At 45.1% G+C, this 25,508-nt stretch carries 28 protein-coding genes and 1 pseudogene; 16 read left to right on the top strand and 13 right to left on the bottom strand.

The features are described from left to right. From R7Z50_RS12445 to R7Z50_RS12430, 4 genes and pseudogenes are all read right to left on the bottom strand, one after another. Positions 1-192, bottom strand: a pseudogene (locus R7Z50_RS12445) (hypothetical protein); the annotation flags it as partial. 71 nt (positions 193-263) lie between these two features. Beyond that, positions 264-1,403: a flagellin gene (locus R7Z50_RS12440; protein WP_005394321.1), complete on the bottom strand. Its 1,140-nt coding sequence runs from the start codon at positions 1,401-1,403 to the stop codon at positions 264-266. Positions 1,404-1,545: 142 nt separating this feature from the next. Then, on the bottom strand, positions 1,546-2,448 hold the full coding sequence (locus tag R7Z50_RS12435; RefSeq protein WP_005394322.1) for a Dyp-type peroxidase: 903 nt from the start codon (positions 2,446-2,448) through the stop codon (positions 1,546-1,548). Between the two features lie 46 nt (positions 2,449-2,494). Beyond that, positions 2,495-2,980, bottom strand: coding sequence for a DUF2919 domain-containing protein (locus tag R7Z50_RS12430; RefSeq protein ID WP_025768263.1), 486 nt, complete (start codon positions 2,978-2,980; stop codon positions 2,495-2,497). Between the two features lie 143 nt (positions 2,981-3,123). Here R7Z50_RS12430 and R7Z50_RS12425 point away from each other — a divergent pair, with 143 nt between their 5' ends. Together R7Z50_RS12425 and R7Z50_RS12420 are read left to right on the top strand one after the other, a co-directional pair. Beyond that, entirely contained in the window at positions 3,124-3,477 is a 354-nt protein-coding gene (locus tag R7Z50_RS12425) for a DUF2956 domain-containing protein (protein WP_005380437.1), read from the top strand. Between the two features lie 3 nt (positions 3,478-3,480). Next, entirely contained in the window at positions 3,481-3,813 is a 333-nt protein-coding gene (locus R7Z50_RS12420) for a DUF4156 domain-containing protein (RefSeq protein ID WP_005380435.1), read from the top strand. A gap of 34 nt (positions 3,814-3,847) precedes the next feature. On the opposite strand, the gene R7Z50_RS12415 is transcribed toward R7Z50_RS12420, so the two are convergent. Further along, positions 3,848-4,135 carry a winged helix-turn-helix domain-containing protein gene (locus R7Z50_RS12415; RefSeq protein WP_005380433.1) on the bottom strand — a complete coding sequence of 96 codons (288 nt, stop codon included), beginning with the start codon at positions 4,133-4,135 and terminating at the stop codon, positions 3,848-3,850. A 291-nt stretch (positions 4,136-4,426) separates the two neighbouring features. Between R7Z50_RS12415 and R7Z50_RS12410 the strand changes: the two genes are divergently transcribed. Genes R7Z50_RS12410 through R7Z50_RS12395 form a run of 4 tightly spaced genes read left to right on the top strand, consistent with a single transcriptional unit; the run spans position 4,427 to position 6,845 of the window. Further along, positions 4,427-4,777, top strand: a complete 351-nt coding sequence (locus R7Z50_RS12410) for an ArsC family reductase (RefSeq protein WP_005380431.1) — start codon at positions 4,427-4,429, stop codon at positions 4,775-4,777. Between the two features lie 18 nt (positions 4,778-4,795). Continuing rightward, positions 4,796-5,932: a succinyl-diaminopimelate desuccinylase gene (gene dapE, locus R7Z50_RS12405; protein ID WP_318149107.1), complete on the top strand. Its 1,137-nt coding sequence runs from the start codon at positions 4,796-4,798 to the stop codon at positions 5,930-5,932. 14 nt (positions 5,933-5,946) lie between these two features. Continuing rightward, positions 5,947-6,645, top strand: coding sequence for a M15 family metallopeptidase (locus tag R7Z50_RS12400; RefSeq protein ID WP_031780393.1), 699 nt, complete (start codon positions 5,947-5,949; stop codon positions 6,643-6,645). After that, positions 6,642-6,845 carry a DUF2897 family protein gene (locus R7Z50_RS12395; protein WP_005380425.1) on the top strand — a complete coding sequence of 68 codons (204 nt, stop codon included), beginning with the start codon at positions 6,642-6,644 and terminating at the stop codon, positions 6,843-6,845. The genes R7Z50_RS12400 and R7Z50_RS12395 overlap by 4 nt, the downstream gene beginning before the upstream one ends. A gap of 106 nt (positions 6,846-6,951) precedes the next feature. Here the strand turns inward: R7Z50_RS12395 and bamC are convergent, their stop codons facing one another. Beyond that, positions 6,952-7,971 carry an outer membrane protein assembly factor BamC gene (gene bamC / locus R7Z50_RS12390; RefSeq protein ID WP_005380424.1) on the bottom strand — a complete coding sequence of 340 codons (1,020 nt, stop codon included), beginning with the start codon at positions 7,969-7,971 and terminating at the stop codon, positions 6,952-6,954. A gap of 80 nt (positions 7,972-8,051) precedes the next feature. Next, a complete protein-coding gene (gene dapA, locus R7Z50_RS12385; protein ID WP_005380422.1) occupies positions 8,052-8,930 on the bottom strand; it encodes a 4-hydroxy-tetrahydrodipicolinate synthase in 879 nt (292 codons plus the stop codon). Between the two features lie 476 nt (positions 8,931-9,406). Here dapA and R7Z50_RS12380 point away from each other — a divergent pair, with 476 nt between their 5' ends. Both R7Z50_RS12380 and bcp read left to right on the top strand, forming a co-directional pair. Further along, the gene (locus tag R7Z50_RS12380; RefSeq protein ID WP_318149106.1) at positions 9,407-9,949 is read left to right on the top strand and encodes a glycine cleavage system protein R; all 543 of its coding nucleotides are present in this window, start codon (positions 9,407-9,409) and stop codon (positions 9,947-9,949) included. 16 nt (positions 9,950-9,965) lie between these two features. Continuing rightward, positions 9,966-10,436 carry a thioredoxin-dependent thiol peroxidase gene (gene bcp / locus R7Z50_RS12375; RefSeq protein ID WP_005380418.1) on the top strand — a complete coding sequence of 157 codons (471 nt, stop codon included), beginning with the start codon at positions 9,966-9,968 and terminating at the stop codon, positions 10,434-10,436. Positions 10,437-10,513: 77 nt separating this feature from the next. Here bcp and R7Z50_RS12370 read toward each other — a convergent pair whose 3' ends face one another. Further along, a complete protein-coding gene (locus tag R7Z50_RS12370; protein WP_005389843.1) occupies positions 10,514-11,587 on the bottom strand; it encodes an AI-2E family transporter in 1,074 nt (357 codons plus the stop codon). A gap of 1 nt (position 11,588) precedes the next feature. Further along, positions 11,589-11,825, bottom strand: coding sequence for a sulfurtransferase TusA family protein (locus R7Z50_RS12365; protein WP_005380414.1), 237 nt, complete (start codon positions 11,823-11,825; stop codon positions 11,589-11,591). A 257-nt stretch (positions 11,826-12,082) separates the two neighbouring features. On the opposite strand from R7Z50_RS12365, the gene R7Z50_RS12360 reads away from it, so the two are divergent. The 4 genes from R7Z50_RS12360 to R7Z50_RS12345 are packed head-to-tail and all read left to right on the top strand — an operon-like array spanning position 12,083 to position 14,934. After that, positions 12,083-13,534 (top strand): tetratricopeptide repeat protein, encoded by a 1,452-nt coding sequence (locus tag R7Z50_RS12360; RefSeq protein WP_005394337.1) that lies wholly within the window; start codon positions 12,083-12,085, stop codon positions 13,532-13,534. A 16-nt stretch (positions 13,535-13,550) separates the two neighbouring features. Next, positions 13,551-13,901, top strand: a complete 351-nt coding sequence (arsC, locus tag R7Z50_RS12355; protein ID WP_005380410.1) for an arsenate reductase (glutaredoxin) — start codon at positions 13,551-13,553, stop codon at positions 13,899-13,901. Further along, on the top strand, positions 13,902-14,471 hold the full coding sequence (gene wrbA / locus R7Z50_RS12350; protein WP_005380409.1) for an NAD(P)H:quinone oxidoreductase: 570 nt from the start codon (positions 13,902-13,904) through the stop codon (positions 14,469-14,471). It abuts the gene before it with no gap. Positions 14,472-14,493: 22 nt separating this feature from the next. After that, positions 14,494-14,934, top strand: a complete 441-nt coding sequence (locus R7Z50_RS12345; RefSeq protein ID WP_005380407.1) for a DUF2069 domain-containing protein — start codon at positions 14,494-14,496, stop codon at positions 14,932-14,934. A 140-nt stretch (positions 14,935-15,074) separates the two neighbouring features. On the opposite strand, the gene R7Z50_RS12340 is transcribed toward R7Z50_RS12345, so the two are convergent. Continuing rightward, the gene (locus tag R7Z50_RS12340) at positions 15,075-16,283 is read right to left on the bottom strand and encodes a DUF2066 domain-containing protein (RefSeq protein ID WP_005380405.1); all 1,209 of its coding nucleotides are present in this window, start codon (positions 16,281-16,283) and stop codon (positions 15,075-15,077) included. A gap of 365 nt (positions 16,284-16,648) precedes the next feature. Between R7Z50_RS12340 and R7Z50_RS12335 the strand changes: the two genes are divergently transcribed. After that, positions 16,649-17,902, top strand: a complete 1,254-nt coding sequence (locus R7Z50_RS12335) for a uracil-xanthine permease family protein (protein WP_005394341.1) — start codon at positions 16,649-16,651, stop codon at positions 17,900-17,902. A 116-nt stretch (positions 17,903-18,018) separates the two neighbouring features. Here the strand turns inward: R7Z50_RS12335 and upp are convergent, their stop codons facing one another. Next, positions 18,019-18,645, bottom strand: coding sequence for a uracil phosphoribosyltransferase (upp, locus tag R7Z50_RS12330; RefSeq protein WP_005380401.1), 627 nt, complete (start codon positions 18,643-18,645; stop codon positions 18,019-18,021). A 179-nt stretch (positions 18,646-18,824) separates the two neighbouring features. Here upp and purM point away from each other — a divergent pair, with 179 nt between their 5' ends. Then, entirely contained in the window at positions 18,825-19,865 is a 1,041-nt protein-coding gene (purM, locus tag R7Z50_RS12325; RefSeq protein ID WP_318149105.1) for a phosphoribosylformylglycinamidine cyclo-ligase, read from the top strand. A 151-nt stretch (positions 19,866-20,016) separates the two neighbouring features. Then, the gene (gene purN, locus R7Z50_RS12320) at positions 20,017-20,673 is read left to right on the top strand and encodes a phosphoribosylglycinamide formyltransferase (RefSeq protein ID WP_025768256.1); all 657 of its coding nucleotides are present in this window, start codon (positions 20,017-20,019) and stop codon (positions 20,671-20,673) included. 389 nt (positions 20,674-21,062) lie between these two features. On the opposite strand, the gene R7Z50_RS12315 is transcribed toward purN, so the two are convergent. Together R7Z50_RS12315 and lpcA are read right to left on the bottom strand one after the other, a co-directional pair. After that, entirely contained in the window at positions 21,063-21,908 is an 846-nt protein-coding gene (locus R7Z50_RS12315; protein WP_005380394.1) for a class II glutamine amidotransferase, read from the bottom strand. Positions 21,909-21,958: 50 nt separating this feature from the next. Next, the gene (lpcA, locus tag R7Z50_RS12310) at positions 21,959-22,534 is read right to left on the bottom strand and encodes a D-sedoheptulose 7-phosphate isomerase (protein WP_005380392.1); all 576 of its coding nucleotides are present in this window, start codon (positions 22,532-22,534) and stop codon (positions 21,959-21,961) included. 376 nt (positions 22,535-22,910) lie between these two features. On the opposite strand from lpcA, the gene fadE reads away from it, so the two are divergent. Then, positions 22,911-25,355 carry an acyl-CoA dehydrogenase FadE gene (gene fadE, locus R7Z50_RS12305; RefSeq protein ID WP_005385392.1) on the top strand — a complete coding sequence of 815 codons (2,445 nt, stop codon included), beginning with the start codon at positions 22,911-22,913 and terminating at the stop codon, positions 25,353-25,355. Positions 25,356-25,508 lie beyond the last annotated feature (153 nt).

Raw genomic sequence — 25,508 nt, 5'->3', positions numbered from 1 at the left:
TGGTGATTTCTCCAATTGATTTTCCGGTGTAGCGGTTTCCGACGTCTCGGAAAACCAAGTAGTTCTCTCAAAGTTACTTTTATTAACGGCGCATGCCCTGTTTTCTTTAGAGAAAATTTTGGATTTTTTTGAAAATAATTCGTTTGGAGGGGTAATCGTGACAAAGCGGATAAAAAAGCAAAAAACTTTCATTTTTCGCTAAAGCTTCTTTTCGAATTGTCGATACAGACAGGTTTTACGTTAAATTCGGGCAAGGCCGTTCATCAGCCAAGTAAAGTTAATGCTAGGTTGGGCGCTTGTTTTGCTTGTGCAAGAATAGAAGTACTGACCTGCTGCAAAATCTGCTGCTTCACCATTTGCGTGGTTTCTTTCGCGTAGTCAGTGTCTTGGATACGACTGTTGGAAGCGGCTAAGTTTTCGTGGATGTTATCGAGATTATTGATCGCGTGATTAAAGCGGTTTTGATACGCGCCTAACTCCGCACGACTGCCATCTACCGTTTTCAAAGCATCATCTAAAATTCCGACCGCCATCTGAGCGCCACCGACCGTGCTAATATCAATACTATCTACCGTTCTATTTACGGTGACATACTTGCCAAGTTCTAACTCATCAGCCAGGCCACCACTGAAGGTTGGTCCAGGGTATTTTATGGCGTCCTTGTGGGACATGAGTAACTGCAGTTGCCCCTCCTCATTAACAGACGCTTTCACTTTATCGGTTTGCCCATTAATGTAAGTCGCGAGTTCTTCTATATCGTCGCCAGCTTTAGCTTCAATACGGATCTCCTGCTCTTCAAAATTGTTATCACGGTAGCTGATAACAATTTCATTATTTCCGTTTTGAACCGTCCAATCTGAACTGACTCTTTGATATGAGCTCATTGAAAAGCTACCTAAAGATTCCGGCTGCATGGTCCGCAGGCCAATTTGTACCGCTTCACCAGCCGTTGCTCCGATTTGAAAAGACGATGTACCGAATGTGCCATTCAGCAATTTACGTCCACCAAAAGATGTGGTTTCTGCAATACGACTTAACTCATCATTTAAAGCAGACACTTCTTCTTGCAGTGCAGTGCGCTCCGCTTTGCTGTTTGAACCATTGGCTGACTGTAGCGACAAATCACGCATACGTTGCATGATATTGGTCACCTCATTCATCGCGCCTTCCGCAGTTTGCATGATGGAAATGCCGTCATTCGCGTTGCGAACCGCAACATCTAAACCACGCATTTGCGATTGCAAGCGCTTGGAGATTTGCAGACCCGCAGCGTCATCCTTTGCGCTGTTAATACGCTTCCCTGAAGACAAACGCTCCATGGATTGGTTCAGCATGTCAGTTGCACTGGTCAAGTGACGCTGTGCGACAAGTGCTGCAACATTGGTATTAACGGTGATCGCCACGAATAAAGAGTCCTAAAATTAAGGCTTTGAGTACTTATCGACCAAGTAACAGAAAAGTTTAGTGTTTTTTGAAAAGAGATTGGAATAGAAATAGAAAACAAAAGCCCTCCATTGGAGGGCTTAAGAAATAAAGTCTGACAACTTACTTGATGGCTAGCTCTGCGAGCATTTCTTGCGAAGGCGCGAAGAAGTACGCACCAGTTACCGCTGTTGTGAAACGAAGCATTTGGTCTGTTTTACCATCTGTCACGCCGTACATACTTTCTAGCATCACTTTAATGTTATGAAGTGTATTGCAGTAAGAAATAAACAGCAGGCCATGAGGCCCTGTCACCGTCCCGTATGGTAAGCTGTGGCGAACAATCTTCAAACCTTTACCTTCTTCTTTGATATCAACTCGACCAACGTGTGATGCAGCAGGAACGTCTTCTAGCTCGATAGAGTCTGGCTTGGTACGACCAATCACTTTTTCTTGCGCTTTGACATTCAATCGATTCCAAGCGGCAAGGTTATGTTCAAAGCGCTGAGCCATAACATAACTGCCTCCAGCAAATGGGCCCTCTTTTACTAGAGCCACATCAGCGCGAGCCTCCCCTTTCGGGTTTTCTGTGCCATCAATGAAGTCTGTCATATCACGAGCATCAAGGTAACGGTACCCATATGTTTCGTCCACAATGGTGACATCTTGTGCCGTCTCTTCTAGGAACTTACGCAACACGTAAAAATGCAAGTCGTGACGAGTCGAGTGACAGTGAATCAGTACATCGACATCCGATGCAGGCGCTACGATGTCCCCTTCGCCAAGTTGAGTAAAATCAATAAGCTCTTCTGGCGCGTCTACATTAAGGTGTTCCCAAAACGATTTTGTGAATGCGATAGAAAGCGTCAGCGCTGCACCCGGCTGGGTAATGTTTAACTCTTCCACCAACTTTGGCAGTGCTTTCAGTTTTTCTAATACGTTTTCACGGTTTTGGTTCACTTTGAGTTGAGTGTACAGTGCAAATGGCCCGGCTTCTGGCACGATCGCCGTTTGAGCTTGTGACATTGAGGTTTCCTCTATTACTTTGCCCCAGAGTGGGAAGTTATTGTTTTTAATTCTTTGAATGCTGCTGTTCATCGTGCGCCAATTGTGGCACATGAAAACAGTCTTTTACCCATCTTCCATTTAGAAGATAGATCATAAACCAAGCTAATAAGGTAATGGTAAGGGCGTTTGCCCAATTAAACACTCCATGTTCTAGGTACACATGATACATGGTCTGAGCAAGTTGAATACCGCACAAGATCAAAGTGATCTCGCGACCATAGCGAGTAATTCTGTTTACCCATCCTCTGTCGGGATGACGAAGCCCCATTAACCACATAAGAAGCAAACTTGGAATGCCCATCGCCAAACCTAAATACAACGTACTTGAATCTGGGTAAACAATAGCGAGTAGCTTGCTGCCACTATCACGACTTACACCAGCCATGGCAAACACCACCCATGAACGCACAAGAAACATCCATCCCACCCATAAAATGATCGGCGCCTTTAAAAATCCATGAGCGTCATATTGGTCAAACGAATAGCGCACAACATCTTCTTCTTTATGTGATAAAACGCCACTTTAACCTATCGTTTCAGAGTTGCAAGCCAACAAAGATGAGAACTGAAGTTCATTTCAGCACCTTACACAGGTAAACTAAACAAAGATTTACAGCGACGTTGATGAGAAACATGAAAAAAAGAACTCCAGCCACCCCTGTGCCTTCTCAAGAAACACAAGCCGAAGCGATGAGAATTGCTAAATCCACGCAAAAGCCCGGCCAAACCAAAGAGCAAACCAAGCTCATCGCTCAAGGTATCGAAAAAGGCATCGCGCAATATAAGAAACAACAAAAAGAGCGCAACCGCCAAGCCGATAAAGCGAAGAAAAAACAGCAACGTGAAAAACAACGTCAGCATGAAGAGATTATCGAACAAGACAATATCACCGACGATGCGCCAAACCATTCATCAAGCAAACTGCCTTGGACACTACTTGTCCTGAGCTGGATTGGCTTTGCTGCTTACATAGTATTGGGGAAATAACTAATGAAACGCCTGTTACTTGGACTTTTTGTCGTGCTTCTAACGGGTTGCACGATGCCTTCTCACCTTACTCATGCTCAAAGTCAAGATGTTCATATTCGCATTGACGCGCAATTCGACCCTGAGCGATGCGAATACAAAGGCGAAGTCACCGGAAGTGAAGGCCATTGGTATAACTACATTTTCATGACTAATGACGCGATGATGCAAGGCGCGATGAACGATTTAAAAAACAATGCAGCGGCTATCGATGCGGACACCGTTTTTATGGTTTCCCCACAAGATTTTATCACTTCATTTAGCGTGCTGGGTTCCGCCTACCGCTGCAATGGATGAGGCCTGAATATGAAAAAAGCCAGCAATTGCTGGCTTATGCACGAAATCCAAGACTGCTAGCGATATCTCTCTCCCGCTCTAGAACCCATTGGCTATCAAAAGGCCCCCAATCTGAAAGTTGATAATAGCCGTCATTATGACGTCGGCCATCTTGAACGAATATGAGTTCAATGCCGATCCCAGGTAACGCCTTGAGTACATCTTGAATAGTACGACGAGGCCACCCCGTTTTTTCGATCAACTTTGGCACATTCGGCCTTTCTAGGTTTTCCACCAACAAGGCCAAATATAGCCGCCTTGCAAAAACAGGACTCAATTCCATTGACACCTCCTAAAATTGTGCTGATTCATTATTTCGTTTTTGCTCAGCGAGGTGTTGCGTTTGATCAATAACTCGACTTTTCCATTTGATTTAGACGAATTTTTATTCGATTTATAGCGCATTCATCGTAAATAAGTTATGTGACATTAGTTATCTCAATCTATCTGAAAATATTTTCCACCGCATTTTGTCAGTTTGATTGCTTCTTGATAGGATGCTTTAACAGCCCAATTCACTTAAGTGCGTCTTAACCGCGCCAGTGAAAAATAGAACAAAGAAAAAGGAAACACTATGTCGATTACCATGTTTGGTATTCCCAACTGCGATACGATCAAAAAAGCCAAGAAATGGTTAGAAGCCGAGGATATAGCTTACGACTTCCATGACTACCGTAAGCAAGGCATTGATGCAGAAATGGTAAGTGAATTTTGTCGCGCTTTAGGTTGGGAACAGGTGCTCAATAAACGTGGCACAACCTACCGCCAATTAGCGCAAGAGCAGAAAGACACACTTAACGAGGAAAACGCCATCGCTCTTTTGGTAGAAAACCCTGCGATGATTAAACGCCCAATTTTAAAAGTGAATGATCAACTTCATATCGGTTTTAAAGCTGATCAATACGCTAGCATTTTCAACTCTTAAATAAAGGAATACTCAAGGATGACAGACAGTCCAGTATTGGCACTTGCTAAAGATCTGATCAGTAGACAGTCCGAAACGCCGGAAGACGCAGGTTGTCAGGATTTGATGATCGAGCGCTTAAAAGCACTCGGGTTTGAAATTGAAGTGATGGTATTTGAAGACACCACGAACTTCTGGGCTCGACGTGGTTCAGAAGCGCCGCTATTTGCGTTTGCTGGCCACACCGATGTGGTACCAGCTGGCAAATTGGAACACTGGAATACACATCCGTTTGAACCGACCATTATTGATGGTTACTTGCATGGCCGCGGCGCAGCTGACATGAAAGGGTCGCTAGCTGCTATGGTCGTTGCTGTCGAACGCTTCATTGAAGAAAACCCAGACCACAAAGGCTCAATTGGCTTTTTGATTACGTCAGATGAAGAAGGGCCATTTATCAATGGTACCGTTCGCGTTGTAGAAACGTTGATGGAACGTGGTGAGAACATCGATATGTGTGTTGTTGGTGAACCATCCAGCACCGACGTGGTTGGCGATGTAGTGAAAAATGGACGCCGTGGATCCATCACTGGTGATTTAACGGTAAAAGGAACACAAGGTCACGTGGCCTACCCTCACCTAGCCAGCAATCCAGTGCACGAGTCTCTACTCGCGATTCATGAACTCGCGACGACAGAATGGGATAAAGGGAATGATTACTTCCCACCGACTAGTTTCCAGATCCCGAATGTATCGGCTGGCACTGGTGCGTCTAACGTTATTCCTGGCGAGTTCCATGTTCAGTTCAACCTACGTTTTAGTACTGAGCTTAACAATGACGCAATTGTTCAGCGTGTTACCGAAACATTGGACAAGCATGAGCTGGACTACGACCTAAAATGGACATTCAACGGAGACCCATTCCTGACCGATACAGGCGCACTGCTAGACGCGGTTGTAGCTGCTGTGGCCGAAGTCAATGATACGAAGCCAGAGCTACTTACAACTGGCGGTACTTCTGATGGTCGTTTTATTGCTCGAATGGGAGGTCAAGTCGTAGAGTTAGGCCCTGTTAACGCTACGATTCATAAAGTGAACGAGTGTGTGAAAGTCGACGATCTTGAAAAGTTGACGGACATGTACGAAAACACGTTGAAACACCTATTGGCGAAGTAATCAGCGAGAACACAATGACATCAGAGCAACTCACCGGAATCACTGATTCCCATCTTCAATCCACACTAGTGGGGCAAAAGGCATTTATGCTTCACCCTAAAGTAGTCAATGACTTATTGAAGATGATTAATGCCGCAACCGAAGCAGGTTTCAAAATGGAAATCGCCAGTGGTTTTCGTGACTTTAATCGCCAAAAAGCCATCTGGAACGGGAAGTTTTCTGGTGAGTTGCCAATTCTCGACATCAACTCCCGCCCTTTGAATAAAGCAGAGTTAAATGACGAAGAGAAATTGATGGCCATTTTGCGCTGGTCGGCATTGCCCGGAGGAAGTCGTCATCATTGGGGTTGTGATTTTGATGTCTATGCGCGCAATTTATTGCCTGCTGACACCAAACTCAAGTTGGAACCTTGGGAGTATCTTGAAGGCCACCAGCAGGCGTTCTACCAATGGTTAAAAGCCAACCTTGGTCGGTTCGGTTTCTTCTTTCCTTATCAGCATGATTTAGGTGGCGTTTCGATTGAGCCTTGGCACATTAGTCACCGCGCTGTCGGGCAGCAATGCCTCGAGCAGTTGACGCTTGATGTACTCAGAAGCCAGTTGATTAAACAAAATCAGACCGACAACATTGCAGGGATTGACGTCATACTGAATAATTTGGATAACGTCGTTGCCAAATTTATTCACAATATCACGCCGCCGGAGGCTCTATGATAGAAATACTAACCAATCCTTGGGTCATTATTATTGTAGTGTTGAGCGTGGTCATTGGTAATATTGCCGCACTCAAATATACCGCAAAAATGAAGTTTGGTCAGATGGATAAAAGCCGTAAGAACGATTTAGATAAGCTGAACACATTGGATAAACAGCGCTACGCTGAAGAAGATAAAAACAAAAACGAGCCTCGTTAGTTACTCACCAGCTTCATCTCGACACATTTAATCTAAACATCAAAAAAGGGACCACTAGGTCCCTTTTCTATCATTAAGTAAACACGCCGCGTTAAGCTCGCTTTGTTTACTGCTTCACTGTTGCAGCCAATACAGGCGCTAGTGATTTCAAAAACTCTTCTTCTACTGGCTTGCCAGAGGAGTCGGTGATATTGATAGACGTACGGTTGCCTAAATCACCAAGTAAGAATGTGTACTTCCCAGCGGCTAACTCCACTGGTTTAACGCCGATATCGTTCCAGAATTCATCATCCGGAGACGCATATTTCGCAGTGATTGTACCCTGAGACTGGCTACGCTCTTCAATCTTAAAGCCCATCTTAGGTAGAATATTAGGCAAACGTTGCCAAAGCATGTTGTATTGCGCACGCGCGATAATCACAGGAAGTCCGCTGCGGTCTTTACCCATTGTGATTGGGATCTGTTTAACCAACTCTTGCGCTTTACGCTGTGCTTCTTCACGCACTTCTTGGTCGTAGCGAGCGGTGACCAAGTTCGTCATGAATACATTGTAGCGCTCACGGTTGGTCGCCGTTACTTCTTTCACTTGATTGCCTTCACGCCAGTCAATAAGGCTCACCTTAAAGCCGTGTCGACCATTTGCTTCAGCGCGTACGATTTCATATCGGCTGCCAATTTCTAGCTCTTCATCTGGCGAATCCCAAGTCACCCATCCTGTCTCGATGCGAGAGTCTGTTTGGCTTTCAACTGGAATCTCGTTAGCCGCGACCATGTTTTGCACCGTTTGCCAAACTTTATCTAGTTCATCTTTACGAAGTAGCCAAAGTGTCACTTCACCATCACTACTGCGGTCCAAACGTGCACCGGGAATAAGCTCTAGGACTTGTTGAGGTGGACGAATGTCGACATCTTTACCTACACCACCAGCGTAGTTACCCTGAGGGATCTCGTAGTTAGGGTAAAACTGAGGCTGTGCACCCTGTGGGACATTCCACTCACCCAAATTTGGGGAGTTCAAATACTCGAAGTCATCTTTTGCTTGACGACGTTGATTGGCACCACCTGAACAGGCAGTCAATACGAATACAGCTAATGAACTTAACACTAACTGGCTTGAAAGCTTCATCTATACTCCTAAAACACCGAGGGCGCTTTGGCCCCCAGTATGAACTTCAATCCTAGTAACTCAATCTTAATAGCTCAATCTTAATAAATATGGGCGTCTGTTAGCGCCTGCTCGACGATCGGCTGCGATTTTTCAGAAAGCGTAGTTAAAGGAAGACGCAAACCACCTTCTTCAATCAAACCAAGCTTTTGCGCTGCCCATTTTACTGGGATAGGGCTTGCTTCGATGAAAAGGTTTTTATGTAGAGTCATCAAGCGTTGGTTAATCGCTTCTGCTTCTTCGTACTTACCTTCACTTGCCAAATGGAACATGTCTGCCATGTCTTTAGCTGCAATATTGTTCGTTACCGAGATAACACCATTGCCGCCAAGTTTCACAAAATCCAGCCCTGTCGCATCATCGCCACTTAGTAAGATAAAATCTTCGCCACAAAGTTCACGATGAATTGCAATTCGTTCCAAATCACCCGTTGCATCTTTTAGAGCTACGATATTATCAAGCTTTGACAAGCGTGCCACTGTTTCTGGCTGCATATCAACAGCAGTACGGCCTGGTACGTTGTACAAAATTAGAGGCACATCACTCGCTTCGGCAATTGCCTTGTAATGTAGAAACAAACCCTCTTGAGTTGGTTTGTTGTAATACGGTGTCACACTCAGGAAGCCAGCAATACCAGAATCAGCCAGTAATTTGCTAAATGTTACTGCCTCATGGGTTGCATTTGCACCCGTGCCAGCAATCACAGGGATGCGACCGTCGGCAAACTCAACAGTTTTATTAACGACCTTTACATGCTCTTCAATGGTCAGTGTCGCTGACTCACCTGTTGTGCCTACTGCCACAATACCGTCTGTACCCGCTTCAACGTGGTACTCTACTAGCTTTTGCAGACCGTCAAAGTCTACTTCGCCATCTGCTTTGAATGGCGTAATCAGCGCTACGATACTTCCTGAAAACATGTTTATCTCCCTCATTTAACTCTTTCTGCATGGTACTGTAATGCGATTGAAAAACACAAGAGCGTAAACTCGCTTACAAAGTACAAATGAATGAATAATTACCAGTTGTTAGAGGTCTAGCAACTTAATTGCTCTATTTGGTTTGATTAACGGCAATATTGATAATCGTGTTGGGCTTTCGAGTGACTTTAGAATCTATCAGTGATTTGGAAAATACTGAAGAGCACAAGCAAGGAAAATATACTCTTTGGTCTTGTTAGCCAAGTCAGATCTAAGTGAATAAAACGGCCAGACAATAGGCAAGCACATCATGCAAACGTTTTGTTTATCCTATAGCCTGCATTTACTGTTTATTTCCCACCACTCCCCTCAAGCTCCGACTGCTTTTTTATGGACTAAAAAAGAACTGGCTCGATATTTCTTCGCAATATCTGTGCTAACATCTCTCTATTGAAGAAAGGACAAGAAGCTCATTTATGAAGCAACATCTGGTACTTACAGCAGTTGGAACGGACCGTCCAGGCATTTGTAACCAAGTCGTACAGCTCGTTACTCAAGCTGGTTGTAACATAGTCGATAGCCGTATCGCTATCTTTGGCAGCGAATTTACGCTGATCATGCTCCTGACTGGGAACGCCAGCAACGTGACTCGAGTTGAAACACAATTGCCCCTGCTTGGCCAAGAACATGACCTTATTACGATCATGAAACGCACAGCGGCGCACGAACTGCTCGATAACAGCTACACCATGGAAGTGTTTATTGAGTCTGAAGACCGCCCTGGGTTAACTGAAAAATTTACTAAGTTCTTCGCTGATCAGCAGATTGGTTTAGACTCTCTTAGCGCGCAAACCATCAGCAAGTCGAAAATTCAACTCGATTCTGACCAGTTTCACATTGCGATTACTGCATCTGTAAGCGCGGATTTTAATTTGATGCAGTTACAAGAAGACTTCGATGAACTTTGTAAGTCGCTCAACGTACAAGGTTCTCTGAATTTCATTAAAAACACACTATAAAGTAAAGGAAATCAAAATGAATACGCTGACAGCAGGCTCGCCAGCGCCAGCCTTCTCTTTGCTCGACCAAGACGGAAATACCGTTTCTCTTGAAGACTTTAAAGGCAAGAAAGTACTTTTCTACTTTTACCCTAAGGCGATGACGCCGGGTTGTACTACACAAGCAAAAGGCCTTCGTGACATCAAAGCTGAACTCGATGCACATAACGTGGTGGTACTCGGCGTAAGCATCGACCCTGTAAAGCGTCTAGGCAAGTTCATCGAGCGCGATGATTTAAACTTCACTCTGCTTTCTGATGAAGACCATGCCGTTGCTGACCAGTTCGGCGTTTGGGGCGAAAAGAAATTCATGGGCAAAGTATACGACGGTCTTCACCGCATTAGCTTTCTGATCAATGAAGAAGGCGTGATCGAACATGTGTTCAACAAGTTCAAAACCAAAGATCACCACGAAGTCGTATTAAACTACTTAAACGAAAACGCTTAAACGCTATTGTTTTTCTACAAACAAAAAGCCCAGCAAACTGCTGGGCTTTCTTTTAACCATCATACCTTTGGTAACAACTACTCTTGTTCGACAGGTTCGTTTTCTTCCGTGCTTGGTAATGCATGCCAAACGGCTTTGACTAATGTCGCTAAAGGAATGGCAAAGAACACCCCCCAAAAACCCCACAGCCCACCAAAGACTAATACAGCCACAATGATAGCAACTGGGTGTAAGTTTACTGCCTCGGAAAACAGAACAGGAACCAAGACATTACCATCAAGCGCCTGGATAATACCGTAAGCAAGCAACAACCAATAAAACGGAGGCGTTAAACCCCATTGAAACAAACCAACGATGGCAACAGGCACAGTAACAGCCGCCGCACCGATATAAGGAATCAAAACCGATAGACCAACGGCTACGGCAAGCAACGCCGAGTAACGAAGATCTAAAAGGGCAAAAGTTACGTAGCTCACACCGCCCACGATTAAAATCTCTAACACTTTACCGCGAATGTAATTTGATATCTGCTCGTTCATTTCATGCCAAACTTTATTCGCCAATTTACGGTTTTTCGGCAGAATACCGCTTGCGATTCGCAGCATTTCTTCTTTATCTTTAAGCAAAAAGAAGATAAGGAGTGGCACTAAGATCAAATATACCGCTAGCGTTGCAATGCTAACTAATGAAGCAAGCGACCCTTTGACGACACTTTCACCCAGCCCCAGTGCTTGGTTTTTGGCGTTCGTCACCACGGTTTCTACTATTTCTAAATTGGCTAGTTCAGGATGGCGCTCTGGCAATGTGACAATAAACTTTTGTAGCCCGTTGTACATGTTCGGAATATCGTTAATTAGATTACCGACCTGAGTCCAAATCGTCGGAACCAAGCCAAACAACGCAATTAACATTAACCCGACAAAGACCAAGATCACGATAATAACCGACAAAGTGCGCGGCACGCCCATACGACACATTTTGACAACTGGCCATTCAAGTAGATAAGCCAAAACGATCGCGACAAGTAATGGCGCAATCAAGTGTCCAAAGAAGTAAATGGTGATAAAGCCAAACAGCAAGATCGCGACGAGACTTACTGCGTGAGGGTCAGAGAAACGTCGTTTATACCAACGACTAACCATTTCAAACATCTTATGCGGATTCCTTATTGAAGACAGTCAATGTGTAGTGCTCTGATGTAGATTGGCAATCAACCGAGTACCCTTGGGCACTAAGATAGTTCACAATGTCTCGTTTAGAGCTGTTGTCCACCACTTGAATGACAAGTTGATGATACTGCTTTGCTTCTCCTTGAAAGACCTCAGCAGCATGACGCTTTGCAAGTAACAGTGCCATAGGACAACGTTGCTCACGCAAATCAAGTAACATGGATTCCATTGTATTGCTCTGCACTTATGATAGGGTTGTATTGTAACGGCTTTTTGAGCTGGTGCTAGCACTTCTGACATGATTTAACCACATGCTGAAATAGCTCGGATATAAAATAATTTACGAAACCAATTCATTTATTTCCGGTCTTACTGTTAGCTTATATCCTCACGGATAACCAAAACGTATGTGGCGCTGTTAATAGGCTCTCGACCTGTAACCACATGCTTATGTATTTTGGAGAACCTTGTAAACGTATGTTAAAACGCACTCGCTCGCTAGTTTGCTTATGTCTTGCTGCTGCCATCAGTTCGCCGACAACTTATGCCAATAGCATTGACTTGCCAGACATTGGCACAGCTGCTGGTGGCACGCTTTCAATAGACCAAGAGTTGATTTATGGCGACGCCTATATGCGTATGCTCAGAGCCAGTAAACCTATCGTTAATGACCCTGTCATCAATGAATATATTGACTCTCTTGGGCACAAATTAGTGGCCAATGCGAATGATGTAAAAACGCCGTTCCACTTCTTTATGATTCGCGACCGTAATATCAACGCATTCGCGTTTTTTGGTGGCTATGTAGCGCTGCATTCTGGGTTGTTTCTTCATGCTCGTTCAGAAAGTGAGCTGGCCTCTGTTGTCGCTCACGAGATAGCGCACGTCACACAACGTCACCTTGCTCGGAGTATGGAAGAACAAGCGCGTCGCTCTCCGGCCACATTAGCCGCACTTGCGGGGGCACTACTACTTTCAATTGCCTCACCCGAAGCGGGGATGGCTGCAATTACAGCAGCAACCGCGGGCAACATGCAAAGTCAAATCAACTACACTCGTGCAAACGAAAAAGAAGCGGATCGCTTTGGTATTTCGACACTAGCAAAAGCCGGTTTTGATGTTCAAGCAATGCCAAGGTTTTTTGGCCGTCTTGCTGATGAGTATCGTTATGCGAGTAAACCGCCACCAATGCTCCTGACTCACCCTCTGCCTGAAGATCGAATTACCGATAGCCGTGCGCGAGCAAGAACCTATCCTCCAATGCGTGTTGTGCCTTCAATAGACTATCATCTAGCTCGCGCGCGCATTGTGGCTCGTTACGCTGGCATTGATGGACAAGCCGCCCTGAGCTGGTTTGAGCGAACTCAAAAGAAAGCCTCTGCGGACATTACACCTGCTTTTGATTATGGTCGAGCACTCGTGCATTTAGACAATAAACGCCTATCTCAAGCGGAACCAATTTTGAAAAAGTTACTGGAACAAGACCCAAGTAACCCGTTTTACTTGGACGCTATGACGGATTTATATATCGAGAAGAAGCAGCCAGAAAAAGCAACCGAGATGCTCCGCAAAGCGTTATCTCGTAACCCTCAAAATAAAGTATTGACCATTAACTACGCCAATGCGCTACTTGAGGACAATAAAAACGATCAAGCCACGCGAGTTCTTCAAAGATACACTCATGACTATCCTGAAGATACAAATGGCTGGCACCTAATATCGAAGAGCTACCACGCGCTGGGGCGTAGCGATGAAGAGTTGGCTGCTCGAGCAGAAATTTTGGCATTGCGAGCAAATTGGAATAAAGCGATTCAATATTATAGTGAAGCAAGTAAAATGGCCAAGTTGGGCAGCTTAGAGCAAGCGCGATACGATGCCCGTATCGACCAACTCATGATCCAAAGAGATCGATTCATGGCATTACAATAACGAAATGGAGAAAACCATGTCAGTCGTGATTTATCACAACCCTCGTTGCTCAAAGAGCCGTCAAACACTTGAACTGCTTGAGCAAAATGGTGTTACACCGGAAGTCGTCAAATACCTAGACACACCACTTAACGTGGATGAACTAAAAGCGCTGTACGCCCAGCTTGGCTTTTCATCTGTACGTGAAATGATGCGCACTAAAGAAAGTGAATATAAAGAGCTTGGCTTAGGCGAAGACTCCGTCAGCGATGAGCAATTATTCGAAGCAATGGCGAAGAATCCAAAGTTGTTTGAGCGTCCGGTTGTCGTTGCTAACGGCAAAGCAAAAATTGGTCGCCCACCAGAGCAAGTGTTGGATATTTTATAAATGGATTGCCAGATCCTTATTTTGTATTTCAGCCGTCATGGCTCGACAAAACAGCTGGCAAGACAAATAGCAAGAGGAGTCGAATCGACTCCTCAATGCCAAGCAATTTTGCGTACAGTTGAAGAATTGTCACCTCACTCACACTCCCCTTCTGATCCAATTGTTACTCTAGAGGAACTAAAAACGTGCGACGGTCTAGCGTTTGGCAGTCCCGTCTGGTTTGGCAACATGGCTGCGCCTTTAAAGCACTTCTGGGATCAGACTACATCTTTATGGGTCAGTGGTGACTTAATCGATAAGCCTGCTTGTGTCTTTACCTCTTCGTCCTCGATGCATGGTGGTCAAGAAACAACGTTACAAAGCATGATGACCCCTTTATTGCATCACGGGATGATGGTTTTGGGCATTCCTTATTCCGAGCCAGAGTTACACACTACGCAGTCCGGAGGCACTCCGTATGGCGCCAGCAGTGTAGGCCATGAGGCAACCCTAAGCAGTGAAGAGATTCGCCTGGCACAACAATTAGGCAAAAGGCTGGCAACTGCAGCGTTAAAACTAAAAGTCTGTTAGTAAAATCAAGGATAGTTAATCGATGTCTGACTCTTTAGACCAAACACCACTCGGTACACAGGCTAAAACGTATCGTTACCTGGCTTTATTTGGCAACTTAGCCTTATTAGCCTGGGTCGCTATTTGGCAGCTTGCGTTATCCCCTCATCCCCACCTCAGCAGCACAACACTTGCTATTGCTTGGTGTATTCCGCTACTACTTCCGTTGCCTGGTATTTTAGCTGGTAAGCCTTACACTCATGCTTGGGCTAACTTTGTTCTTATGCTGTATTTCTTGCATGCGCTGACCATCCTTTATGTGGATGGGGGTGAACGCTGGCTTGCGGCAGTGGAACTGATACTGACTTCACTCGGTTTCGCTGGCAATATTTTGTTTGCTAGAGCGAGAGGCAAAGAGCTAGGTCTTAAGTTGAAACGCCTCTCTCAAGTAGAAAAAGAAGAAAAAGCGAAATTCAATAAATAACGCCAATTGCAGTCAATCACTGATCATTGGTTCGAATACGAATTTAGAAAACAAAAAGAGTCGCTATTGCGACTCTTTTTTATGCTTACCACATTGGTCTTTGATCCTTGCGTTTCACGCCTGGAACGCTACCAAGGAGATTACGATGCCGAGCGCCACTCGTAGATCAAGTCATACTGTTCTCGGGCCGGCTCCACAATCATTGGCTGAGTTGGCTGTGTTTCGTCACTTGCTTCTGCCACAATATCTACTGGTACTTCAGGCTGCGCTTCTTTTGGCGTCGCGGCGTCTTTTGCTTCATTACTCTGAACCAATGGCTCTTCTTCTTGAGTTGAAGCTGGGGCATCAACTTCACCTAAAGGATCTTCAAAAACCATTAATTGAGAAATAGAAGAAGCTTCTTTCTCAAAAGCTTGTTGTGATGCCAAAAGGTGGATGTTGAGCGTTAACTCGTCCCCTTGAACACGCTTAATCTCTGTACCCGCAACCGAATTAAGTTGTTTTAACGCATTCTCTAAACGGAAGAAGTCCGTGGCAGAGGTTACATTAAGGACTTTCACTGCTAGCGCTTTTGAAGACTTTCCTGAAACCACAACTGCACTCTTACTTGCATAGTAGTCTGCGATGCCATCCACCATTTCTGCAATAGCATTAGCACCTGATACAGACCCGCTACGCGGAGAACGTTGCGCTTCTACAATTCTCGTTGGCGACTGGTCGTAGAGTGTCCAACGAATTTGTTCACCTTGAGCCCGTACAACCAAAACGGCGTCAGCTGGGTAGCGCTGGCTGGCTTGACCAATTGGCTCAATAAAGCCGCCCCAAAGATCAGAGACATTAACACCGGTTACATCATCAAAATCCCCAACCGGGATAGTGATTGGTAGGCCTCTTAATTTCGCTGCGCTACGAAGTGCTGCAACATTTGAAGATTCAGAATGCTCCCACGCAATGTTACGATCGTAACCCTGTTCTTCAACCATCCAAACTAAAATATTGGCACGATTTGGCGACCAAGATGGCAATTGTGCTTGTGTTAAAAGAGAGCTGATTTGGTCGTTGTTAAACAACATTTTTAAGCTCGCTTTTCCATCAACCTGCCCATAGCTTAGTTGAGAAATGTAACGCGCACTTGAGCTAAGTGCCTTTTTAATCACTGGATTGCTTAAAGAGGATTGAGAACCGGTCGCTCGAACAATCACATCCTGCATACCTTGTTGACGAGCCAAAGACTCACCGTCGTTCTGCTCACTGTCGATAACCACTTCGGCACGATAGATATCCACCTGAGTTAATGCATATACTGGTAGGGACAACCAACCTATCAGTAAGAGAGCTAAATAGCGCATAGTTTTTATAATCCTCTGAACAAGAACCCGAATAATAAGCAACTATCAAATCTTGAGCAAGGCAAGTACTGAGTAAATTGTCTGTATTATGACCAGCTTTGTTAACTCGGGCCTCAACCAGCACTTCAGTGCTATTTTTTATAATAAACTCATTGCTTATTAAGCTATCTCAACAAGTTAGGCTGTCCATTTTTCATCTTCACGCAAGGCACGTAAAAGAGGACAATTTGCAAGCAAGCAACTCTCAAAAGTGCTATTTATGGGAAAAATTCAATCGAAAGTTTGATCTATGCAACATTGCAAACGATTGCAGGATGATAGTATTCGCCGGATTTGTCTGCGTATCTTGAAAATAGGGAATTATTATGAAAAACGCGTTACAAGGCGCTCAAATGCTCTTTGTCGCTTTTGGTGCTTTGGTGCTTGTGCCGCTCCTAACTGGCCTTGATCCAAACGTAGCCCTCTTTGGTGCCGGTGTCGGTACCCTCCTCTTCCAATTAATGACTAAACGTTCTGTTCCCATCTTCCTTGCCTCTTCTTTTGCGTTTATTGCTCCTATTATGTTCGGTATCCAAACTTGGGGTATCGGTGCAACGATGGGCGGCTTGATGGCAGCTGGCTTAGTTTATGTGGCTCTAGGGGCGATGATCAAAGTGCGTGGTGTTGGATTTATCCATAAAATTCTCCCGCCCGTTGTCGTTGGCCCTGTGATCATGGTTATCGGCCTTGGCCTTGCCCCAACAGCAGTGAACATGGCGGTAGGTAAAACTGGTGATGGAGCTGCACAGCTAGTTAATGGTGATGCTGCGATCATTATCTCGGCGGTCTCACTGCTCACAACCATTGTACTCAGCGTTTTTGCAAAAGGCTTTTTGAAGCTCGTTCCTATTGTTGGTGGTATTCTTGCTGGTTACTCTGTTTCTCTATTCTACGGGGTGGTTGATTTCACTCCCGTAGAACAAGCGGCTTGGCTAGCCATGCCAAACTTCACCGCGCCAGAGTTCAATATCAACGCAATTTTGTTCATGATTCCTGTCGCTATCGCACCTGCGGTTGAGCACGTAGGTGACATGCTTGCCATCTCAAACGTTACAGGTAAAAACTACCTGAAAAAACCAGGCCTTCATCGCACAATCGCAGGTGACGGGGTGGCAACTATCGCAGCTTCGATGGTGGGTGCTCCACCAAACACCACTTACAGTGAAGTAACAGGAGCGGTAATGCTAACCAAAGCATTTAACCCTGTGATCATGACTTGGGCAGCAATCACCGCAATCGTACTTGCATTGGTAGGTAAGCTAGGTGCGGTTCTTCAAACGATTCCAGTACCTGTCATGGGCGGTATCATGATTCTGCTGTTCGGCTCTATCGCAACGGTAGGCCTCAACACACTGATCAAGAATAACGTTGATTTACATAAGTCTCGTAATCTAGTGATTGTTGCCGTAACCCTTGTGTTTGGCATTGGTGGTATGGCCTTCGGTATTGGTGAGTTCAGTCTACAAGGTGTGAGCCTATGCGGTATCGTGGCAATTATTCTTAACCTTGTGCTACCAAACGATTTAGGTGAAAACCACCTTGTGGATAACGCACAAATGGAAGAAGAAAGCGCGAAATAGTTCGTTTGCGCCGCTTTATTAGTTGGCGTGTCTTACTCTTCTCCTCTTGTAGATACAAAAAAGGCTTGGTTTTCACCAAGCCTTTTTCTGTTCAGTCATAGTAATACATCAAAGAATTACTTAGTACCGAAGATCTTATCACCTGCATCGCCTAGACCCGGAACGATGTAGCCTTTGTCATTAAGCTTCTCATCGATTGCCGCAGTGTATAGCTCAACATCTGGGTGTGCTTTTTCTAGCGCTTCAATACCTTCTGGTGCAGCAACAAGTACTAGCACTTTGATTTGGTTACAACCTTTCTCTTTTAGGAGATCGATCGTAGCAATCATAGAACCACCTGTTGCAAGCATTGGGTCAACAACAAGCGCAATACGCTCCTCGATGTTTGAAGCAAGCTTGTTGAAGTAAGGAACTGGCTCAAGCGTTTCTTCATCACGGTAAATACCCACAACACTGATACGTGCGCTTGGCATGTGCTCAAGAACTCCATCCATCATGCCTAGACCTGCACGTAGGATTGGCACTACGGTTACTTTTTTACCTTTAATCTGGTCTACTTCTACCGGACCGTTCCAACCATCAATGGTCACTTTTTCTGTTTCAAAGTCTGACGTTGCTTCGTAAGTAAGTAGGCTACCGACCTCAGTCGCTAACTCACGAAAACGTTTTGTGCTGATGTCACCTTCTCTCATTAGACCAATTTTATGTTTTACTAGAGGGTGCTTTACTTCAACAACTTTCATGTCCATCTCCGGCTATAGTTGGCAATATTTAAACAAACCTTCAGATTATACATGATTTTCACAGGGATATCAGGATAAATCACTAAAGAAAAAAACAGACGCAAACGTTTGCTATCTATGTTTAAGCACTGTTAGAATAGCGCCGTTTTCATATCCAACTTAATACCGAGGACTTCCCTGTGAGTGGTAACAACTCTTCTCTTAGCTATAAAGACGCTGGTGTAGATATTGATGCAGGCAACGCGCTTGTGGATCGTATTAAGGGTGCGGTAAAACGCACTCGTCGCCCTGAAGTTATGGGTGGTATCGGTGGTTTTGGCGCGCTATGCGAATTGCCAACTAAATACAAACAACCTGTACTGGTTTCTGGTACTGATGGCGTTGGCACAAAACTTCGCCTAGCACTGGATATGAACAAGCACGACACGATTGGCATCGACCTAGTGGCAATGTGTGTAAATGATCTTATCGTGCAAGGCGCAGAGCCACTGTTTTTCCTAGATTACTACGCAACAGGCAAACTAGACGTTGATACCGCAGCGGATGTTATTTCAGGTATCGCAGCAGGGTGTGTTCAAGCAGGTTGTGCCCTAATTGGTGGCGAAACTGCGGAGATGCCGGGCATGTATGAAGGCGAAGACTACGACGTAGCTGGTTTCTGTGTTGGCGTAGTAGAAAAAGAAGACGTGATTGACGGCACGAAAGTCGCTGCTGGTGATGCACTTATCGCTGTTGGCTCAAGCGGCCCACACTCAAACGGTTACTCCCTTATCCGTAAGATCCTAGAAGTATCTGGTGCAGATAAGAGCGAAGAGCTAGCAGGCCGCACTATTGGTGAGCACCTACTAGAACCAACAAAAATTTACATCAAGTCAGCACTTAAGATGATTGAGAAACACGACATCCATGCGATTTCTCATATCACTGGTGGTGGTTTCTGGGAAAACATCCCACGCGTACTGCCTGAAGGCACGAAAGCAGTTATCGATGGTAACAGTTGGGAATGGCCAGTTATCTTCAAGTGGCTACAAGAGAAAGGCAACGTCGACACACACGAAATGTACCGCACATTCAACTGTGGTGTAGGTCTAATCGTCGCACTACCGAAAGACCAGGCAGACGCAGCAGTTGCTCTTCTTAAAGAAGAAGGCGAAAACGCGTGGGTGATTGGTCAAATCGCACAAGCAGACGCGAACGAAGAGCAAGTTGAAATCCAATAATTTGCAAATCGAGCTCAAAAGATAAGAAGAATGAGGACACTAGATGACTAGGTCCTCATTTTGCTATCTAGAACACTAAAAACCATTCTATTAGTAGGTAGTTTAGAAGCTACATAACTCCAACCTACAATACCAAGGCGCTCTCGACATCATGAAAAACCATACCCTAAAAAACTTTGTGGTCCTCATCTCGGGTAACGGAAGTAACCTGCAAGCTATCTTGGAAGCTTGCGAAGACAGCATGCCAAACGCACGAGTGGCAGCCGTGTTCTCTAACAAAGCAGATGCTTTTGGTTTAGAACGTGCAAAAAAGTTTGATGTAGACGGTCACTTTGTCGACCCTAAAGCATTCAGCTCGCGTGAAAGCTTTGATGCAGAGCTAATGAGTCAAATAGATGAATACCAACCAGACGTGATTATTCTTGCTGGTTACATGCGCATTCTGAGCAGCGCATTTGTTTCTCATTACATGGGTAAGATGATCAATATCCACCCTTCTCTTCTACCAAAATATCCTGGGCTACACACACACCAGAGAGCAATTGATGCTGGCGATAAAGAACATGGTACGAGTGTGCACTTTGTAACGGAAGAGCTTGATGGTGGCCCTGTCATACTGCAAGCAAAAGTTCCTGTGTTCGAAGACGATGATGCTAGTGTACTTGCGGCACGTGTTCAGGCGCAGGAGCACCGAATCTACCCTATGGTGGCTAAGTGGCTGGTAGACGAGCGGTTGATCATGAAGGATGGTAAAGCCTATTTAGATGGCGCAGAGCTTGGCGTACATGGGTACGCCTCAGATGAGTAGCCCTGAATAATAAACTCCAAGCACAAAAGAGCAGCCTGAGGGCTGCTCTTGGTTGTTTTAATACTTATAAACTTGATTCAAGAAAACCATGGTGAGACTAGAAACCTAAAACCCAACATTCTAAAAAATCCCATAACCACTTGAGTAACATAACACTCGGAAAGTAGATTCTGAATCTGGTTCGTTCTTCACCGTTCAGACTGACGAGGTGTTTTATGAGAAATTTCTATCAGTTACGTCTTTACAGCAAGCCTTAGCGAGACTAGGACTCTACTACCAGCACTCTAGAAAGTAAGAATGCTCATCCGTATCCGCCCTCGGTTTAAAACGCATAAAAATAAAGCTCGCGATTAAGCGAGCTTTATTTTTATATTCAGAGTAAGAGACCATCACTCTAACGGTTCGGTTGGCGCTTGATTGCCCGGCTTAGCCGCCGCAAACGGCACATTTACCAGTTCAGAGGCATTATTTTTGACTAGTTCACCTAGGTGAAACAAGCCGTATTCGCCAGGTTTCATACGCTGCCAAGCTTCGTTGCCCGTCAAAGGTTGAGTTGCGATCACAGAAACGATATCGTGTGGCGTTGTTTCTTCTTGGAAGTTAATTTCCACATCTTCATCAAGCAACGCGGCTTTTCCAAACGGTGCGCGTCTTGTGATCCAATACAAATGATTGGTGCAATACGTCATTACATACTCACCATCACTCAGAAGCATGTTAAATACACCCTTCTCTCTTAGCTCATCACAACATTTAGCAACATATAAGAATACCGACTCCATATCCTTTGGTGGCTCAGGATATCGATCTTCCATTTGCTTCAATAACCAGCAAAATGCCAGTTCACTATCTGTTTCACCGACAGGTCGATGTCGACCTGTATGCAAGTCTTGATAGCCAGAGAGCTGACCGTTATGCGCAAACGTCCAATACCTACCCCACAGCTCACGTGTAAAGGGATGAGTATTTTCTAAATTAACACCACCACGATTCGCCTGTCGGATATGACTAACGACCGCACGACTTTTGATGGGATAATTTTGTACCAACTCTGCAATTTTAGACTCACAACTTGGCTTGGGATCTTTGAAGGTTCGAAAGCCCTTCCCTTCGTAGAAGGTGATCCCCCATCCGTCACGGTGTGGGCCGGTTCGACCTCCACGCTGCATGAGCCCAGTAAAACTGAAACAAATATCCGTTGGAACATTAGCGCTCATACCGAGCAATTCACACATGGTTTAAAAAACTCCCTAACAACACAGCTCGAAACGGTGGCCGTAAACGATTATTCCATCTCTTTTTCGATCAACTGAATGATGATATGAATAATCTTAATATGAATTTCCTGAATGCGGTCTGCATAACCAAAGTGTGGCACGCGGATTTCAATATCTGCAAGGCCTGCCATTTTGCCGCCATCTTTACCTGTTAGCGCAATCGTCTTCATGCCTTTCGCTTGTGCTGCTTCAATCGCTTTCAGGATGTTACCTGAGTTACCTGAAGTCGACAGACCAAACAGTACGTCACCTTTTCGACCAACCGCTTCTACATAACGTGAAAACACGAAGTCATAACCAAAGTCATTACTCACACAAGAAAGGTGGCTTGGATCTGAAATAGCAATACCAGCATAGCCAGGACGATTTTCTCGGTAACGGCCTGTTAGCTCTTCGGCAAAGTGCATTGAATCACAGTGAGAACCACCGTTACCACACGACAATACTTTACCATCTTGCTTGAATGAGTCAGCAATCATTTTCGCCGCTGCTTCGATTTGCGCAATGTTATGGTCATCGCTTAAAAATTTGTTGAGCACTTCAGCAGCTTCGTTTAATTCACTTCTAATCAGATCATGGTACATAAGACGTTCTCTTTATTATTTCGGCTTCAGTCAGCTCTTGACTCACTGAGCAAATTGTTCTGATACCAATTTGGTATCGGACATTTCATAAACCGGAACTCGGGTTTGATTACTCTGAGTTTACCCACAAACGAGAATTAGTGTCGATAGTGAACCAACAGATTTAGATTAGTGATGGTAATAAACTTGTCAACTTGCTCATGAAACCATCACTCAAATCTCAACTTTAGAATTTTAACTCTACTTAGATCACTTTTTATCCAATCTTATGTTTTACATTTCCTTAATATTTTGATTACACTTAAACCAACTGGTTAGACCTCTTACCTAACATGCAGACGTACAAAACTTATAAAGTCTGAAAAGGAAAATATATATGGACATCTTGCTCTCAATCATCACGATGGCGATCGTGCTAGGCATTACGCTCTACCACCGCATGTCTCTCGTGAAATCTATTAGCTTACTCACCGCAGCCATGCTGGCTCTTACAGTAGCTGGTACTGTCGGCGTTATTGGTTGGGCGATTTACGTTCTCGCCGCAGCTGTGCTCGCGGTTCCTGGCGTACGTCAGTCTTTAATTAGCCGCAAAGCGTTAGTGCTTTTCAAGAAAGTGCTGCCAGCTATGTCTCAAACCGAAAAAGAAGCGTTAGACGCAGGTACCGTCTGGTGGGAAGCCGAACTATTTAAAGGCAAACCAGAGTGGCAAAAGCTACACGCAATTCAAGCACCTAAGTTAAGTGCGGAAGAACAAGCCTTTTTAGACGGCCCTGTGAATGAAGTGTGCGCCATGGTGAGTGATTTCCAAGTGACCCATGAACTCGCGGACTTACCGCCAGAAGTTTGGCAATACCTGAAAGATCATAAGTTCTTCGCCATGATCATTAAGAAAAAGTACGGTGGTCTTGAGTTCTCAGCATACGCGCAATCACTAGTACTACAAAAACTAACGGGTGTTTCTGGCGTTCTATCGTCTACCGTTGGTGTTCCTAACTCTTTGGGCCCAGGTGAGCTACTGCAACACTACGGTACTGAAGATCAAAAAAATCATTACTTACCGCGTCTAGCTGAAGGTAAGGAAATCCCTTGTTTCGCCCTAACAAGTCCAGAAGCGGGTTCTGACGCTGGATCTATTCCAGATTACGGTGTGGTCTGTAAAGGCGAATGGGAAGGAAAAGAAGTACTGGGTATGCGCCTGACTTGGAACAAGCGCTACATCACCCTAGCGCCAGTCGCAACCGTACTAGGCTTAGCATTTAAACTTCGCGATCCTGAAGGTTTGCTAGGCGACAAAGAAGATCTTGGCATCACTTGTGCGCTTATCCCAACTGATGTCAAAGGTGTTGAGATTGGTAACCGACACTTCCCACTCAATGTGCCATTCCAAAATGGTCCAACGCGCGGTAAAGACATCTTTGTTCCTATCGATTTCATTATCGGTGGCGAAAAAATGGCGGGCCAAGGTTGGCGTATGCTGGTTGAGTGTCTGTCGGTTGGACGTGGTATCACGCTACCTTCAAACTCAACAGGTGGCATCAAAACTGCGGCAATGGCAACCGGTGCTTACTCACGTATTCGCCGTCAGTTCAAACAGCCGATCGGCCATATGGAAGGAGTTGAAGAACCATTAGCACGCTTGGGTGGTAATGCTTACGTGATGGATGCAGCAAGCAACTTAACCGTTGCGGGTATCGACTTAGGTGAAAAGCCATCAGTAATCTCAGCTATCGTGAAGTATCACTGTACGCACCGCGGCCAGCAAAGCATCATCGATGCAATGGACATCGTAGGCGGTAAAGGTATCTGTATGGGACCTTCTAACTTCCTAGCTCGTGGTTACCAAGGTGCGCCAATCGCAGTAACGGTTGAGGGTGCTAACATTCTAACACGCTCAATGATCATCTTTGGCCAAGGCGCAATCCGTTGCCATCCGTACGTTCTTGAAGAAATGAACGCGGCGTATTCTGAAGCAAGTAATGCTGTCGAGAAATTTGATAAAGCGCTTGCTGGTCACGTGAGCTTTACAATGAGTAACCTAGTGCGCAGTATCTGGTTTGGTTTGAGCGACGGTCTGGGCTCTTCATCACCAACCAAAGATGCAACCAAGCGTTACTATCAACAATTGAACCGTTACAGTGCAAACCTTGCTCTGCTATCGGATATCTCAATGGCAGTGCTAGGTGGCTCTTTGAAGCGTAAAGAGCGTCTATCAGCACGTCTTGGTGACATTCTAAGCCAGCTATATTTGAGCTCTGCGACGTTGAAACGTTTTGAGCAAGATGGCCGTCCAGTCGAAGATTTACCATTAGTACACTGGGGTCTACAAGACAGTTTGAAACAAGCGGAAGTGGCAGTAGATGAATTCTTAGCAAACTTCCCGAACAAAGTAATTGGCCGTGCGCTACGCGTATTAATCATGCCATTTGGTCGCGTACGCAAAGCACCAAGCGATAAACTAGACAGTAAAGTGGCGCGCATTCTACAAACGCCAAGTGCAACGCGCTCACGCATTGGTCGCGGTCAATACCTTGAACCAACCGAGCACAACGCAGCAGGTAAGATTGAGCTTGCGCTGTCAGTCATTCTTCAAGCTGAACCTGTGTTTGACAAAGTATGTAAAGCGCAAGGTAAGCGTCGCCCATTCTTACGTTTGGATATGATTGCTCAGGAAGGGCTAGAGCAAGGCTTTATCACGCAAGAAGAAGCCGATCTACTCAGAGAAGCGGAGCAGCATCGTCTAGATACAATCAACGTTGACGATTTTGAGCCGGAACTGCTTGCCGCAAAGCCGCTATACCCTCAGATGGATAGTGTCGCGTAACTCTAGAATCTGAGACCACAAACGGGAGTATCAGCTCCCGTTTTTTATTGCTTCCAGAATCGGATTCATAACACCTCACACTACAAAGCCCCCCTGCGCAATAAAATCCTCGCACTCCAATCTTTCTCCCGATTTCCAGTGATAACTAACTCA

This window comes from Vibrio sp. 1249-1 (assembly GCF_033340495.1).
This window is presented reverse-complemented; position numbering and strand designations above follow the sequence as displayed.

Excerpts from the sequence above, each read along its gene's own strand:
- bamC (WP_005380424.1), bottom strand. The coding sequence starts at position 7,971 with ATGAAGCTTTCAAGCCAGTTAGTGTTAAGTTCATTAGCTGTATTCGTA.
- R7Z50_RS12400 (WP_031780393.1), top strand. The coding sequence starts at position 5,947 with ATGACATCAGAGCAACTCACCGGAATCACTGATTCCCATCTTCAATCC.
- R7Z50_RS12335 (WP_005394341.1), top strand. The coding sequence starts at position 16,649 with ATGAAAAACGCGTTACAAGGCGCTCAAATGCTCTTTGTCGCTTTTGGT.
- R7Z50_RS12410 (WP_005380431.1), top strand. The coding sequence starts at position 4,427 with ATGTCGATTACCATGTTTGGTATTCCCAACTGCGATACGATCAAAAAA.
- fadE (WP_005385392.1), top strand. The coding sequence starts at position 22,911 with ATGGACATCTTGCTCTCAATCATCACGATGGCGATCGTGCTAGGCATT.
- purN (WP_025768256.1), top strand. The coding sequence starts at position 20,017 with ATGAAAAACCATACCCTAAAAAACTTTGTGGTCCTCATCTCGGGTAAC.
- R7Z50_RS12315 (WP_005380394.1), bottom strand. The coding sequence starts at position 21,908 with ATGTGTGAATTGCTCGGTATGAGCGCTAATGTTCCAACGGATATTTGT.
- R7Z50_RS12380 (WP_318149106.1), top strand. The coding sequence starts at position 9,407 with ATGAAGCAACATCTGGTACTTACAGCAGTTGGAACGGACCGTCCAGGC.
- dapE (WP_318149107.1), top strand. The coding sequence starts at position 4,796 with ATGACAGACAGTCCAGTATTGGCACTTGCTAAAGATCTGATCAGTAGA.
- R7Z50_RS12415 (WP_005380433.1), bottom strand. The coding sequence starts at position 4,135 with ATGGAATTGAGTCCTGTTTTTGCAAGGCGGCTATATTTGGCCTTGTTG.
- R7Z50_RS12345 (WP_005380407.1), top strand. The coding sequence starts at position 14,494 with ATGTCTGACTCTTTAGACCAAACACCACTCGGTACACAGGCTAAAACG.
- R7Z50_RS12420 (WP_005380435.1), top strand. The coding sequence starts at position 3,481 with ATGAAACGCCTGTTACTTGGACTTTTTGTCGTGCTTCTAACGGGTTGC.
- wrbA (WP_005380409.1), top strand. The coding sequence starts at position 13,902 with ATGGATTGCCAGATCCTTATTTTGTATTTCAGCCGTCATGGCTCGACA.
- R7Z50_RS12370 (WP_005389843.1), bottom strand. The coding sequence starts at position 11,587 with ATGTTTGAAATGGTTAGTCGTTGGTATAAACGACGTTTCTCTGACCCT.
- dapA (WP_005380422.1), bottom strand. The coding sequence starts at position 8,930 with ATGTTTTCAGGAAGTATCGTAGCGCTGATTACGCCATTCAAAGCAGAT.
- bcp (WP_005380418.1), top strand. The coding sequence starts at position 9,966 with ATGAATACGCTGACAGCAGGCTCGCCAGCGCCAGCCTTCTCTTTGCTC.
- R7Z50_RS12365 (WP_005380414.1), bottom strand. The coding sequence starts at position 11,825 with ATGTTACTTGATTTGCGTGAGCAACGTTGTCCTATGGCACTGTTACTT.
- arsC (WP_005380410.1), top strand. The coding sequence starts at position 13,551 with ATGTCAGTCGTGATTTATCACAACCCTCGTTGCTCAAAGAGCCGTCAA.
- R7Z50_RS12340 (WP_005380405.1), bottom strand. The coding sequence starts at position 16,283 with ATGCGCTATTTAGCTCTCTTACTGATAGGTTGGTTGTCCCTACCAGTA.
- R7Z50_RS12360 (WP_005394337.1), top strand. The coding sequence starts at position 12,083 with ATGTTAAAACGCACTCGCTCGCTAGTTTGCTTATGTCTTGCTGCTGCC.
- lpcA (WP_005380392.1), bottom strand. The coding sequence starts at position 22,534 with ATGTACCATGATCTGATTAGAAGTGAATTAAACGAAGCTGCTGAAGTG.
- R7Z50_RS12435 (WP_005394322.1), bottom strand. The coding sequence starts at position 2,448 with ATGTCACAAGCTCAAACGGCGATCGTGCCAGAAGCCGGGCCATTTGCA.
- R7Z50_RS12395 (WP_005380425.1), top strand. The coding sequence starts at position 6,642 with ATGATAGAAATACTAACCAATCCTTGGGTCATTATTATTGTAGTGTTG.
- R7Z50_RS12425 (WP_005380437.1), top strand. The coding sequence starts at position 3,124 with ATGAAAAAAAGAACTCCAGCCACCCCTGTGCCTTCTCAAGAAACACAA.
- upp (WP_005380401.1), bottom strand. The coding sequence starts at position 18,645 with ATGAAAGTTGTTGAAGTAAAGCACCCTCTAGTAAAACATAAAATTGGT.